At 71.3% G+C, this 13791-nt stretch carries 11 protein-coding genes; 7 read left to right on the plus strand and 4 right to left on the minus strand.

The features are described 5' to 3' along the window. The first annotated feature begins 151 nt into the window (after window positions 1–151). From ACFVS9_RS05685 to ACFVS9_RS05705, 5 genes are all read left to right on the plus strand, one after another. Window positions 152–886, plus strand: a complete 735-nt coding sequence (locus ACFVS9_RS05685; RefSeq protein ID WP_389930278.1) for an ABC transporter ATP-binding protein — start codon at window positions 152–154, stop codon at window positions 884–886. A gap of 451 nt (window positions 887–1337) precedes the next feature. Next, window positions 1338–3881 carry a DUF4118 domain-containing protein gene (locus ACFVS9_RS05690; RefSeq protein WP_383115324.1) on the plus strand — a complete coding sequence of 848 codons (2544 nt, stop codon included), beginning with the start codon at window positions 1338–1340 and terminating at the stop codon, window positions 3879–3881. Between the two features lie 55 nt (window positions 3882–3936). Next, on the plus strand, window positions 3937–4644 hold the full coding sequence (locus ACFVS9_RS05695) for a response regulator (protein WP_389930281.1): 708 nt from the start codon (window positions 3937–3939) through the stop codon (window positions 4642–4644). A gap of 71 nt (window positions 4645–4715) precedes the next feature. Further along, entirely contained in the window at window positions 4716–5132 is a 417-nt protein-coding gene (locus ACFVS9_RS05700) for an OB-fold nucleic acid binding domain-containing protein (protein ID WP_383115326.1), read from the plus strand. Window positions 5133–5135: 3 nt separating this feature from the next. Further along, on the plus strand, window positions 5136–5906 hold the full coding sequence (locus ACFVS9_RS05705) for a DUF3159 domain-containing protein (protein WP_383115327.1): 771 nt from the start codon (window positions 5136–5138) through the stop codon (window positions 5904–5906). Window positions 5907–6008: 102 nt separating this feature from the next. Here the strand turns inward: ACFVS9_RS05705 and ACFVS9_RS05710 are convergent, their stop codons facing one another. Both ACFVS9_RS05710 and ACFVS9_RS05715 read right to left on the minus strand, forming a co-directional pair. Beyond that, complete coding sequence (locus ACFVS9_RS05710) at window positions 6009–6686, minus strand: TrkA family potassium uptake protein (protein ID WP_104789637.1); 678 nt, start codon at window positions 6684–6686, stop codon at window positions 6009–6011. Then, on the minus strand, window positions 6686–7354 hold the full coding sequence (locus ACFVS9_RS05715) for a TrkA family potassium uptake protein (protein WP_205021562.1): 669 nt from the start codon (window positions 7352–7354) through the stop codon (window positions 6686–6688). Before ACFVS9_RS05715 ends, ACFVS9_RS05710 begins: the two co-directional genes overlap by 1 nt. Window positions 7355–7981: 627 nt before the next feature. Here ACFVS9_RS05715 and ACFVS9_RS05720 point away from each other — a divergent pair. Further along, window positions 7982–10033 carry an APC family permease gene (locus tag ACFVS9_RS05720; RefSeq protein WP_383118205.1) on the plus strand — a complete coding sequence of 684 codons (2052 nt, stop codon included), beginning with the start codon at window positions 7982–7984 and terminating at the stop codon, window positions 10031–10033. A gap of 420 nt (window positions 10034–10453) precedes the next feature. Beyond that, complete coding sequence (locus ACFVS9_RS05725; RefSeq protein ID WP_389930285.1) at window positions 10454–11797, plus strand: class I SAM-dependent RNA methyltransferase; 1344 nt, start codon at window positions 10454–10456, stop codon at window positions 11795–11797. Between the two features lie 508 nt (window positions 11798–12305). On the opposite strand, the gene ACFVS9_RS05730 is transcribed toward ACFVS9_RS05725, so the two are convergent. Both ACFVS9_RS05730 and ACFVS9_RS05735 read right to left on the minus strand, forming a co-directional pair. After that, window positions 12306–12581 carry a helix-turn-helix domain-containing protein gene (locus ACFVS9_RS05730; protein WP_383118207.1) on the minus strand — a complete coding sequence of 92 codons (276 nt, stop codon included), beginning with the start codon at window positions 12579–12581 and terminating at the stop codon, window positions 12306–12308. Further along, the gene (locus ACFVS9_RS05735) at window positions 12578–13321 is read right to left on the minus strand and encodes a hypothetical protein (RefSeq protein ID WP_383118208.1); all 744 of its coding nucleotides are present in this window, start codon (window positions 13319–13321) and stop codon (window positions 12578–12580) included. The genes ACFVS9_RS05730 and ACFVS9_RS05735 overlap by 4 nt, the downstream gene beginning before the upstream one ends. Between the last annotated feature and the right edge of the window lie 470 nt (window positions 13322–13791).

Here is a 13791-nt window from a genome sequence, read left to right on the forward strand (position 1 = left end):
CGCGCACCCGGCAGTACCCGGCCGGTGGGCCGCACCCCGGGGAGGGGGTGCGGCCCACCGGCCTTTCCGTTGCCTCACCGGGTGCCTCATGCACATACTGGCGGCTGCCGAGGGAGCGGTACGCACGGCCGCGTACGCACGGGGGAGAGCGATGACACGCAGCACCGACGGACAGAGCGGCACCGCCCTGGCCGAGAGCCCGGCCGACGGCCCCATGGTGCGGGTCGAGGACCTGCACCGCTCGTACGGGACCGGCGCGGCCGCCGTGCACGCCCTGCGGGGTGTCTCCTTCGAGATCCCGCGCGGAGAGCTCGTCGCGCTCAAGGGCCGCTCCGGGTCCGGCAAGACGACCCTGCTGAACCTGGTCGGCGGCCTCGACGCACCGGACAGCGGCCGGATCACCGTCGGCGGCACCGCCCTCTCCGGCCTCGGTGAGGACGGGCTGCTGGAGCTGCGCAGGGACCGGGTCGGTTTCATCTTCCAGTCGTTCGGACTGATCCCGATCCTGACCGCGGCGGAGAACGTCGGCGTACCCCTGCGCCTGCGCAGGACCGACCCCCACGAGCGCGAGGAGCGCGTTGCGCTGCTGCTCTCCCTGGTGGGCCTCGGCGACCACGCCCGGCAGCGGCCCGGGGAGCTCTCCGGGGGCCAGCAGCAGCGCGTCGCCATCGCCCGGGCCCTCGCCAACCGGCCCGCCCTCCTGATCGCCGACGAGCCCACCGGGCAGCTCGACGCGGAGACCGGGCTCGCGGTCATGCAGCTGCTGCGGGCCGTCGTGCGCAGCGAGGGCGTCACCGTCCTGGTCGCCACCCACGACCCCCAGCTGCTCGCCTTCGCCGACCGGGTCCTGGAGCTCAGCGACGGGCACATCGTCGAGCACGCGTAGCCCCGCGGACCGCGCCGGGGCCGGGCCGCAACGGTACGGCGGCGGGGGAGTGCCCCTCATGCCGTACGCCGCGGGGGTGTGGCCCCCGGGGCCGCACCAGCCGGTTCCGCCTGTACGCGTCGTACGGCCGCCGGGTCCGGCGGGGCCACGCACCGGGGGCGGCAGGCTCCACCCGCACAGGCCGCACGGCGTCCGTGGGCCCGGTCCGGTGCGCGGTGCGGCAGGGCGCGGCCCCTCGCGCCGTACGGGGGCCGCCGGCCCGCTGCCCCGGGTCGTCCCGCACCCGGGTTCCGTGCCGGCCGGCCCGGTCGGCATCCGGTACGGCCGCATCAGAATCCCGTCAAGACGTTCCCCGCGTCCGGCCCTGACCCCATATGCCGGAATTTCTCGGGGTAACTTCGACACCGGCTCCCGGATCGGCGGCGGCCGGTTCAGAGAAGACAATGGGGCCATGGCACGCGGCAAGCTTCGGATCTACCTGGGTGCGGCACCCGGCGTCGGCAAGACGCACGCGATGCTGTCCGAGGCCCACCGCCGGGTGGAGCGGGGCACCGACTGCGTCGTGGCCTTCGTGGAGCACCACGACCGGCCGCGCACGGAGGTGCTCCTGCACGGCCTGGAGCAGATCCGCCGCCGCGACATCGAATACCGCTCCGCGGTCTTCGCCGAGATGGACGTGGACGCCGTCCTCGAACGGGCGCCCGCCGTCGCGCTCGTCGACGAACTCGCCCACACCAACGTCCCCGGCTCCCGCAACGCCAAGCGCTGGCAGGACGTCGAAGAGCTCCTCAGGGCCGGCATCGACGTGGTGTCCACCGTCAACATCCAGCACCTGGAGTCGCTCGGCGACGTCGTGGAGTCGATAACGGGCGTGCGGCAGCAGGAGACCATCCCCGACGAGGTCGCCCGGCGCGCCGACCAGATCGAGCTCGTCGACATGTCGCCCCAGGCGCTGCGGCGCCGGATGGCCCACGGCAACATCTACCAGTCCGACAAGGTCGACGCGGCCCTGTCCAACTACTTCCGCCCCGGCAACCTCACCGCCCTGCGCGAGCTGGCCCTCCTGTGGGTCGCCGACCGGGTCGACGAGTACCTCCAGCAGTACCGCGGCGAACACGACATCAGCGCCCCCTGGCAGGCCCGTGAGCGCATCGTCGTCGGACTGACCGGCGGCCCCGAGGGGCGTACGCTCATCCGCCGCGCCTCCCGGATGGCCGCCAAGGGCTCCGGGAGCGAGATCCTCGCGGTGTACATCGCCCGCAGCGACGGTCTGACCTCCGCCTCACCCAAGGAGCTGGCCGTCCAGCGCACCCTCGTCGAGGACCTCGGGGGCACCTTCCACCACGTCATCGGCGACGACATACCCTCCGCACTCCTCGCGTTCGCCAGGGGAGTCAACGCCACCCAGATCGTCCTCGGCTCCAGCCGCCGCAAGACCTGGCAGTACATCTACGGGCCCGGGGTGGGCGCCACCGTCGCCCGTGAGTCCGGGCCCGACCTCGACGTGCACATCGTCACGCACGAGGAGGTCGCCAAGGGGCGCGGGCTGCCCATCGCACGCGGAGCCCGGCTCAGCCGCACCCGGATCATCTCGGGCTGGCTGGCCGGCGTCGGAGGCCCGGCCCTGCTGACCCTGCTGCTCCAGGGCATGGAGAACGGGCCGGGACTCGCCAACGACGTCCTGATCTTCCTCTTCATGACCGTCGCCGCCGCCCTCCTCGGAGGCCTGGCACCGGCTCTCGCCTCGGCGGCGGCGGGGTCGCTGCTGCTGAACTACTGGTTCACGCCGCCCACCCACACCCTGACCGTCCAGGACCCCGAGAACTTCGTCGCCATCGTGATCTTCTTCGCGGTGGCCGTCGCGGTCGCCTCCGTGGTCGACCTGGCGGCCCGCCGCACCCACCAGGCCGCCCGGCTGCGGGCCGAGTCGGAGATCCTCTCCGCCCTCGCCGGAAGCGTCCTGCGGGGCGAGACGGCCCTGGACGCACTCCTCGACCGGGTCCGGGAGACCTTCGCCATGGAGTCCGTCGCACTCCTGGAACGGCAGAGCGACGTCGATCCCTGGACCTGCGCCGGATCCGTCGGACCCGCGCCGGTGGCCCGGCCCGACGACGCGGACGTGGACATGCCGGTCGGCGACCACATGGCGCTGGCCCTCTCCGGCCGTGTGCTGCCCGCCGAGGACCGCCGCGTCCTCGGCGCGTTCGCCGCGCAGGCCGCGGTCGTCCTCGACCGGCAGCGCCTGGTGGGGGAGGCGGAGGCGGCCCGGCGGCTCGCCGAGGGCAACCGGATCAGGACCGCCCTGCTCGCCGCCGTCAGCCACGACCTGCGCACCCCCCTGGCCGCCATCAAGGCCGCCGTGAGCTCCCTGCGCTCCGACGACGTCGCCTGGTCCGACGCCGACGAGGCGGAACTCCTCGCGGCCATCGAGGACGGCGCCGACCGTCTGGACCACCTGGTCGGCAACCTGCTGGACATGTCGCGCCTGCAGACCGGCACGGTCACCCCGCTGATCCGCGAGCTCGACCTCGACGAGGTCGTCCCCATGGCCCTCGGCGGCGTACCGGAGGGCAGCGTGGACCTGGACATCCCCGAGACCCTGCCCATGGTGGCCGTGGACCCGGGGCTGCTGGAGCGGGCCGTCGCCAACATCGTCGAGAACGCCGTCAAGTACAGCCCCGGCCGGGAACGCGTCACCGTGGCCGCCAGCGCCCTGGGCGAACGCGTCGAGCTGCGGGTGGCCGACCGCGGCCGGGGAGTCCCCGACGACGCCAAGGAACGCATCTTCGAGCCGTTCCAGCGGTACGGCGACGCCCCGCGAGGCGCCGGCGTCGGCCTGGGCCTCGCCGTCGCCCGCGGCTTCGTGGAGTCCATGGCCGGCACGCTGCACGCCGAGGACACCCCCGGCGGCGGTCTCACCATGGTCCTCACGCTCACCGCCGCGCCGGGGCAGGTGCGGGCCGGCCCCGTCCCTCCCGCGCACCTGAGCTCATGAGATCCCCGGGGCGCACCCCCACCCCGTACACGTACTCCGGAAAGGCAGGTCCGCGATGACCAGGGTGCTCGTGGTCGACGACGAGCCGCAGATCGTGCGCGCCCTCGTGATCAACCTGAAGGCGCGCAGGTACGAGGTGGACGCGGCGCCCGACGGGGCGACCGCCCTTCAGCTCGCGGTGGCGCGCCACCCCGACGTCGTCGTCCTCGACCTCGGGCTGCCGGACATGGACGGCGTCGAGGTGATCCGGGGGCTGCGCGGCTGGACCCGGGTGCCGATCCTCGTCCTCTCCGCCCGTCACACGTCCGACGAGAAGGTCGAGGCCCTGGACGCGGGGGCCGACGACTACGTGACCAAGCCGTTCGGCATGGACGAGCTGCTGGCCCGGCTCCGCGCCGCCGTGCGCAGGGCGGAACCGGTCGGCCAGGACGGCGGCGACGACCAGGTGATCGTGGAGACCGAGGGGTTCACCGTCGACCTCGCGGCCAAGAAGGTCCACCGCGAGGGCCGCGACGTCCGGCTCACCCCCACCGAGTGGCACCTGCTGGAGGTCCTGGTCCGCAACGCCGGCCGGCTGGTCAGCCAGAAACAGCTCCTCCAGGAGGTCTGGGGGCCCTCGTACGGCACCGAGACCAACTACCTCCGGGTCTACATGGCCCAGCTCCGCCGCAAGCTGGAGACGGATCCCTCGCACCCCCGGCACTTCGTGACGGAGCCCGGCATGGGCTACCGCTTCGAGCGGGGACGGTCCGTTCCCGAGTGACCGGGCCTCACTCGTTCGGGTGGTGACCGTCCGGGCCCGCCCCGGCCCCGGGAGACCGGTACCCTTCGGGTATGAGCGCCGTTCCCCGATCCGAGAAGCCCGACAGGGCTTCGAGGCCGTCCAGCCGCTTCCGCCGCATGCTCGACCGGCTCTCCAGCTCCCAGGAGGACCTGGAGTCCGAGGAGCTGCGGGAGGACTCGCACGCGTCGGGATGCACGCGGATCTCCGAGTGCTCGGACCGCCAGATCGTCAAGGTCACTGGTACCTTGCGGACCGTCACCCTGCGTCCGCGGGCCGGAGTGCCCGCCCTGGAGGCGGAGCTCTTCGACGGCACCGCGCCGCTCGACGTGGTCTGGCTGGGCCGGCGTTCCATCGTCGGCATCGAGCCGGGGCGCAAGCTCATCGCGTCGGGCCGCGTGGCCATGAGCCACGGGCGCCGGGTGCTGTTCAACCCCAAATACGAACTCCGACCGCTCGGCAAGGAGTAGCCGGTGACGTCTCTCGACAAGCCGACGTCCGACACGGACCAGCCCCACCGCACCGACCAGCAGGACGCCGACGCGAAGGCGGTCACGGAAGCCGCGCTCTTCGAGGCCTTCGGCGGCGTGCGCGGCATGGTGGAGACAGTCCTGCCCGGGCTGCTCTTCGTCACGATCTTCACCATCAACAAGGACCTGACGGCCTCGGCCGTCGCCGCCCTGGCGGTCTCGCTGGCCCTCGTCGTCGTACGGCTGATCCGCAAGGACACCGTCAAGCACGCCTTCAGCGGCGTCTTCGGCGTCGCCTTCGGCGTGGTCTTCGCGAAGATGACGGGCAACGCCAAGGACTTCTACCTGCCGGGCATGCTCTACACGCTCGGCCTCGCGCTCGCCTACCTCGTCACGACCCTCGCGGGCGTGCCGCTGATCGGGCTGATCCTCGGCCCGGTCTTCAAGGAGAACCTCTCCTGGCGCACCAGGAACCCCGGCCGTAAGAAGGCCTACGCCAAGGCCAGTTACGCCTGGGGCCTGATCCTCCTCGCCAAGTGCGCGATCCTCTTCCCGCTGTACTGGTGGGCCGACACCGCCCAGCTCGGCTGGGTGCTGGTCGCGCTGAAGATCCCGCCGTTCCTGCTCGCGGTGTACCTCACCTGGGTCTTCCTGGCCAAGGCGCCGCCGCCCATCGACGTGTTCGCGGAGATGGAGGCGGAGGAGCAGGCCGAGAAGGCCCGCAAGGCGGAGCAGAGCGCCCCGGCCGCGGACGCCCGTTCCTACGATCGCTGAGGGCCAGCCCGTGCGAGGGGCCCCGGACCGTTCCCCGGTCCGGGGCCCCTCGCGTTCGTACCGCTCGTACCGCCCCGCCCAGTCCTCGGGCTCCCGGCGGACTCAGTCCTCGGCGGGCTCCCGGCGGACCGACAACAGGTCCTCCAGCTGCTCCTCGCGCGCCTGCGCGGCCACGAACAGCAGCTCGTCACCGGCCTCCAAGGTCTCCTCCGGGCTCGGCGTCAGCACGCGCGTGCCCCGGATGATCGTGACGAGCGAGGTGTCCTCGGGCCAGGCCACGTCGCTCACCCGGATGCCGGCCAGCGCCGACTCCGGGGGCAGCGTCAGCTCGACCAGGTTGGCGTCGCCGTGGCTGAAGCGCAGCAGCCGGACCAGGTCGCCGACGCTCACCGCCTCCTCGACCAGGGCGGACATCAGGCGCGGCGTGGACACCGCGACGTCGACGCCCCAGGACTCGTTGAACAGCCACTCGTTCTTCGGGTTGTTCACCCGGGCCACGACCCTCGGGACGCCGTACTCGGTCTTCGCGAGCAGCGAGACGACCAGGTTGACCTTGTCGTCACCCGTCGAGGCGATCACGACGTTGCACCGCTGGAGCGCCGCCTCGTCGAGCGACGTGATCTCGCAGGCGTCCGCGAGGAGCCACTCGGCCATCGGGACCCGCTCGACCGAGATGGCGGTCGGTGCCTTGTCGATCAGCAGGACCTCGTGCCCGTTCTCCAGGAGCTCGGCCGCGATGGAACGGCCCACCGCACCGGCACCGGCAATGGCGACGCGCATCAGTGACCGCCCTCCTCGGGACCTTCGGCGAAGGCCTCCTCGACCTTCGCGATCTCGTCCGTACGCATCATCACGTGGACGAGGTCGCCCTCCTGCAGAACCGTCTGCGACGTGGGCAGTATGGCCTCACCCAACCGGGTGAGGAAGGCGACGCGGACCCCCGTCTCCTCCTGCAACGTGCTGATCTTGTGCCCGATCCAGGAGGGCGTGGTGTGCACCTCGGCGAGCTGCACGCCCCCGCTCGGGTCGCGCCACAGCGGTTCCGCGCCCGACGGCAGCAGCCGCCGCAGCATCTGGTCCGCGGTCCAGCGGACGGTGGCGACGGTGGGGATGCCCAGGCGCTGGTACACCTCGGCGCGCTTCGGGTCGTAGATGCGCGCCGCGACGTTCTCGATGCCGAACATCTCGCGCGCCACCCGGGCGGCGATGATGTTGGAGTTGTCGCCGCTGCTGACGGCCGCGAACGCTCCGGCCTCCTCTATCCCCGCCTCACGCAGGGTGTCCTGGTCGAAGCCGACTCCGCTGACCCGGCGGCCGCCGAATCCGGAACCGAGGCGGCGGAACGCCGTGGGGTCCTGGTCGATCACGGCGACCGTGTGCCCCTGCTGCTCCAGGGTCTGCGCGAGAGCGGCTCCAACGCGCCCGCAGCCCATGATGACGATGTGCACCTCGCGCCTACCTCGCCGTCCTGGTCGTCCGGATGACCTGCGAAAACACCCTGCTCACACTTCTCTCTCAGCTTGCGGGGCAAACAATGGGGCAACCACCTTCGGTGGTGCCCGTGGATGAGCTTATGCGGCGGCGCCCGGGCCGCCTCATCCGAGTGTGCGTATCCCCGGGGCCGATGAGCAAAAGGGAGGGCGGCGGCTCGGCCCAGGGTGTCGGCCGAGGGGCGCGAGGGCGTCGGCTCGGCCCAGGGTGTCGGCGGAGGGGCGCGAGGGCGTCGGCTCGGCCCAGGGTGTCGGCCGAGGGGCGCGAGGGGCGTCGGCTCGGTCGTGGGCGGAGGAGCATCGGCCGGTGGGTGCGGTCCGTGGGTGCAGGCGCTGGGTGGAGACGGTGGATGCGGCTTGTGGGTGCGGCCGGTGGGTGGAGACGGCGTCGGTGCGAGGGCTCCGGGTGGGCCGGGAGCGGAGCGGCGGGCGACGGCGTGGTGGCTTCCACCCGCACGTGCCGCAAGGATTTCGTTAAGGATTCCATGGACTTTTCCCATGACGGCGGGTAAATATGAAGGTTTTCCGGCTGTCGAGGGGGTGGTGCCTCGGCGGGGTGTCCCGGCAGCGCTTACGATCCTCACCGTGTCCAAACTGACCGACGTGCCCAAACGGATCCTGATCGGACGGGCGCTGCGCAGCGACAAGCTGGGGGAGACGCTCCTCCCCAAGCGCATCGCGCTCCCCGTCTTCGCATCCGACCCGCTGTCCTCCGTTGCGTACGCACCCGGGGAAGTCCTCCTCGTGCTGTCCATCGCGGGCGTGTCGGCGTACCACTTCAGCCCCTGGATCGCGGTCGCGGTCGTGGTCCTGATGTTCACCGTCGTCGCCTCGTACCGGCAGAACGTGCACGCGTACCCCAGCGGGGGCGGCGACTACGAAGTCGCCAACACCAACCTCGGCCCGAAGGCCGGTCTGACCGTCGCCAGCGCCCTGCTCGTCGACTACATCCTCACCGTCGCCGTGTCGATCTCCTCGGGTGTGGAGAACCTCGGTTCCGCGATCCCCTTCGTCGTCGAGCACAAGACGACGTGCGCCATCGGTGCCATCGTGCTGCTGACGCTGATGAACCTGCGCGGGGTCAAGGAGTCGGGGAAACTGTTCGCCATCCCGACGTACCTGTTCGTGGCCGGCGTCTTCGTGATGATCATCTGGGGTGCGTTCCGGGGTCTCGCCCTCGGCGACACCATGCACGCGCCCACCTCGGACTACGAGATCAGGCCCGAGCACCAGGGGCTGGCGGGCTTCGCGCTCGTCTTCCTGCTGCTGCGCGCCTTCTCCTCCGGCTGTGCGGCCCTCACCGGAGTCGAGGCGATCAGCAACGGCGTCCCCGCCTTCCGCAAGCCGAAGAGCAAGAACGCCGCGACCACGCTCGCGGCGATGGGCCTGCTGGCCGTCACGATGTTCTGCGGCATCATCGGCCTCGCCATGGCCACCGACGTGAAGATGGCGGAGAACCCCGCGAAGGACCTGATCCACAACGGTGTCGCGGTCGGCGCGGGCTTCACCCAGGACCCGGTGATCTCCCAGGTCGCCGAGGCGGTCTTCGGCGAGGGCACCTTCTTCTTCGTGTTCCTCGCGGCGGCCACCGCCCTGGTGCTCTTCCTCGCCGCGAACACCGCGTACAACGGTTTCCCGCTGCTCGGCTCCATCCTCGCCCAGGACAGTTACCTGCCGCGCCAGCTGCACACCCGTGGAGACCGGCTGGCCTTCTCCAACGGCATCGTGCTGCTGGCCGGGGCCGCCATCCTGCTCGTCTGGATCTACGGGGCCGACTCGACCCGGCTCATCCAGCTCTACATCGTCGGCGTCTTCGTCTCCTTCACCCTCAGCCAGACCGGCATGGTGCGGCACTGGAACCGGCACCTGCGCACCGAGAAGGACCCCGGCGTACGGCGGCACATGATCCGCTCCCGCGCCATCAACACCTTCGGCGCGTTCTTCACCGGCCTGGTCCTGGTGGTCGTGCTGGCCACCAAGTTCACGCACGGCGCCTGGGTCGCGCTGCTCGGCATGGTCATCTTCTTCGGCACGATGACCGCGATCCGCAAGCACTACAGCCGGGTCGCGGAGGAGATCGCCGCTCCGGAGACCCGGCCCGACGACAGCATCCGGCCCTCACGCGTGCACTCGATCGTCCTGGTCTCCAAGCTCCACCGGCCCACGCTGCGCGCGCTCGCGTACGCCAAGCTGGTGCGCTCCGACCAGTTGGAGGCGCTCTCCATCAGCGTCGACCCGGCCGAGACGAAGGCACTGAGGGAGGACTGGGAACGCCGGGGCATCGACATCCCGCTGAAGATCCTCGACTCGCCGTACCGCGAGGTGACCCGCCCGGTCATCGACTACGTGAAGGGCCTGCGCAAGGACCGGCCGCGCGACGTGATCAGCGTCTACATCCCGGAGTACGTGGTCGGCCACTGGTACGAGCACCTCCTGCACAACCAGAGCGCGCTGCGTCTGAAGGGCCGGCTGCTGTTCACGCCGGGGGTGATGGTCACGTCGGTGCCCTACCAGCTGGAGTCCTCCGAGGCCGCGAAGGTGCGCGCCAGGAGGAGCGCGGACTGGACGGCACCGGGCTCGGTACGCCGCGGCCCGGTGGAGGGCCGCCAGCCCAGGGAACCCAGCGGGAAGGGCTGACGCCGGGTTCGGCGGGTTCGGCGGACGGTGCGGGTTCGGCGGACGGGGCGGTGGGGGTCGGGGTCGAGGTCGGGCTGAGCTGGGCTTGTGGGGGCGGGCTCGGCCGGTGGGGGCGGGCCCGGCCCGCTCCACCCCGTGGTGCCGTGGCTTGGTCCGGGGTTTGGTCAGTGGCTGTGCACCCGGCCCGCGGCGCTGCTGGGCCCGCGGCGCTGCTGGGCCCGCGGCGCTGCTGGGCCCGCGGTGCTGCTGGGCCCGCGGTGCTGCTCGGCGGAGCGGTGCCGCGCGGTGCCGCTCCGCCCGTGGTGAGCGGCCGGGCTACGCCGACGTAGACTGGTGGGCTGTTGTCCGGCTGTTCTCCGTTTTCCTCTCCGGGCCTCTTCTCCTCGTGCCACTCTTTCCCACCTCTGGAGCCACCCCCTCATGCAGAACGAATCCACGTCGTCGCAGGCCGGGGAGTCGCTGATCGGCCAGGAGTACGAGGTCGAGGTCGGCCCGGTCGCCCACGGCGGCCACTGCATCGCCCGTACCTCCGAGGGCCGGGTGCTCTTCGTGCGCCACACCCTCCCCGGCGAGAAGGTCGTCGCGCGGGTCACCGAGGGCGAGAGCGACTCGCGCTTCCTGCGCGCCGACGCGGTCACGGTCATCGAGGCGTCCAAGGACCGGGTCGAGGCCCCCTGCCCGTACGCGGGTCCCGGCAAGTGCGGCGGCTGCGACTGGCAGCACGCCAAGCCGGGCGCCCAGCGCCGCCTCAAGGGCGAGGTGATCGCCGAGCAGCTCCAGCGCCTCGCGGGCCTCACTCCCGAGGAGGCGAACTGGGACGGCACGGTCATGCCGGCCGAGGGCGACAAGCTCCCGCCGGGCCAGGTCCCGGCGTGGCGCACGCGTGTCCAGTACGCCATCGACGCGGACGGCCTGCCGGGCCTGCGCAAGCACCGCTCGCACGAGGTTCAGCCGATCGACCACTGCATGATCGCCGCCCCCGGCGTGAGCGAGCTCGGCGTCGAGAAGCAGGACTGGCCCCAGATGGCCACGGTGGAAGCGATCTCCGCCACCGGTTCCAACGACCGCCAGGTCATCCTGACCCCGCGCGAGGGCGGCCGGCTCCCGCTGGTCGAGCTGGACAAGCCGGTCTCCGTGATGCGGGTGGACGAGAAGGACGGCGGGGTCCACCGGGTCCACGGCCGGGCCTTCGTCCGCGAGCGCGCCGACGACCGTACGTACCGTGTCGGCTCGGGAGGCTTCTGGCAGGTGCACCCGCAGGCGGCCGACACCCTCGTACGCGCGGTCATGCAGGGGCTGCTGCCGCGCAAGAACGACACGGCGCTGGACCTCTACTGCGGCGTCGGCCTGTTCGCGGGGGCCATCGGCCAGCGGATCGGCGAGAAGGGCGCGGTGCTGGGCATCGAATCCGGCAAGCGCGCGGTCGAGGACGCCCGGCACAACCTGAAGGACCTGGACCGGGTCCGCATCGAACACGGCAAGGTCGACCAGGTGCTGCCGCGCACGGGCATCACGGAGTGCGACCTCATCGTCCTGGACCCGCCCCGCGCGGGCGCGGGCAAGGCCACGGTCAAGCAACTGGTCACCCTGGGCGCGCGCCGCATCGCCTACGTGGCCTGCGACCCGGCGGCGCTGGCACGGGACATCGCGTACTTCCGGGAGGGTGGATACCGGGTGCGGACGCTGCGGGCGTTCGACTTGTTCCCGATGACGCACCATGTGGAGTGCGTGGCGATTCTGGAGCCTGCTGCAAAGGGCGTCTGACCTGCTGGTTTCCTAGGTTGCGCAGGTGCGGCGTGGTCTGATCGACCTGTTTCCCGGAGTGCATGACGTGGAGCCTGTCACGTGACGGATGCGCGCCTCTGACCTGCGCTTCTGTGGAGGTCGTGCTGGATGAACGGTTCGCTGGCCTGGTCATCGCGGGAACGCTGAGGAGTCATCTCGACGCTCGTCCGACGCTGCTTCTGACGATGTGTCATGCCTATCGGTCTGCTGCCCATGCTCTGTGGCTTCCTTGCCTTGGATCCCCGGTGCGCATACGGAGGTCTTCCTCCGCATAGGGAACTCGAACCCTGGGTCACAACCGGCGCCGAGGTCTCACCTCAGGTCGACCAGGCCGCTCTGCCATGGCACACGATCATCCGGGTGCGGCGACTCGGTGGGACAGCACCGGCTGACGGACCGGGTGAGCGTGGAGACGCAGGGCCGTGCGGCCCCGTGGCTGATGCCACGGGGCCGCGCGCGGGGGACATGAGGCCCCTCTTCTTCCTTGTCAGAAGTCGGGGCTCGGGCCGTCCGTGTCCAGTTTCAGGTCCACGCTGTACAGGGGACGGTCCTCGATCCCCAGGGCGCGCATCAGCTCGTTGGTCGGAATCCTGTACCTGCGTCCGACGCGGCGGATGGAGCAGGGGAACTCGCCCTCGCGGATCAGCCGGTACGCGGTCGTCGAACCGATCCCGAACGCTCGGCACGCCGTCCGCAGGTCCACTGTCACGGGCAGGTCGAACATCTCGGAGAAACTGAGTCGGCCCTCTGCCGGGTCCTTCATGCTCGCCTCCCCGCAGGGCGGACCGGCCGGGTGCCCGCGCGGCGCTCGGACCGTCGGTTCTTCCGGGGTGCGTGGTGCGTCGAACGGTTCCTCGTCCCGTCGTCGGTGTCGGCGAGAGCACCCTTGCGCAGATGCTCCGGGCGCACCCGGAAGCGCAGCGGGGCGCGCAGCCCGTCCGGGCCGTCCGGACGGTCGACCCGCACGTCCAGGCACTCCTCGGCCGGAGCGTCCGCCTCCCCGTCGGACGCGCTGAGCGCGCGATCCTGGGCGATGCGCTCGACATGGGTGGAGGGGAGCTCTCGCAGGCCGTCGCGGGCGAAGCACCACGCCCTGGTGCGCGCGGCGTGGATCAGGGACGAGTCGGAGAGGCGGCTCGCGGCGTCCGGAGCCGCCAGTTCCTCCAAGAGGGTCAGGATCATCTCGGCCTCCACGTCCGACCGATCGGCGTGCAGGCGCGTGCAGACGCGGCGGACAGTCCCGGTCAACCGGGGCAGGGCCAGCCAGATCGCCAGGAGCCTCCCGGTGCCGTGTGGAGCGAGGTCGCTCAGCGCGGTGCTGAGTACCTCCTTCCAGATCGCGGCGGCGAACTGCGGTTCGGAGCCGGGCCCGTACAAGGCTTCGTACGTCCCGACAGCGGTCAGCCGGACTGGCTCCGCCCCCTCGATGTCTGAGGGAACGGTCACGAGGACCGAGTCGCCGACCCGGGGGTCGTCGAAGTGCCGCCTCACCGAGGCGAACATACCACTGGATGGTAGATACATCAGTAAATATCCCTTCTCTGGGTTGAAGGTGCCGAAGATGCTGAAGGCGCTGGAGGTGTCGATGTGCTGGACAGGTTGAAGAGTCGCCGAGGTCGGTCTTGTTGACCGGCAATCGCCGCCTTCGACCACGAGCGTGTGACAGTGCGGAACGGCCGTGAGCTCGCCGGTCGGAGTAGTTTCAGAGGGGTGGGGCCGCAGTGGGTGCCCGCCCGGGACGGGCACCCACCCATGAGCTGTGGAACTCAGGCGGTCTCGGAGGGAGAGTCGTCCGGCGCTTCGGCGCGCGGGGTCGCTGGCGTGGTGCCCTCGGTCCGGTCGGCCGCCCGCCGGCGCCGGGTCGGTGGCCAGTCGGGGGACTGGCGCAGACGGCTCGCCCGGCGGTTTCGCTGACGGTTGTTCATAGGGCCTGCGGTTCCTTCCTGATGGGTCGATGGATGACTACGCTGCCT

The organism is Streptomyces sp. NPDC058008, from assembly GCF_042886395.1.
Lineage (GTDB): Bacteria > Actinomycetota > Actinomycetes > Streptomycetales > Streptomycetaceae > Streptomyces.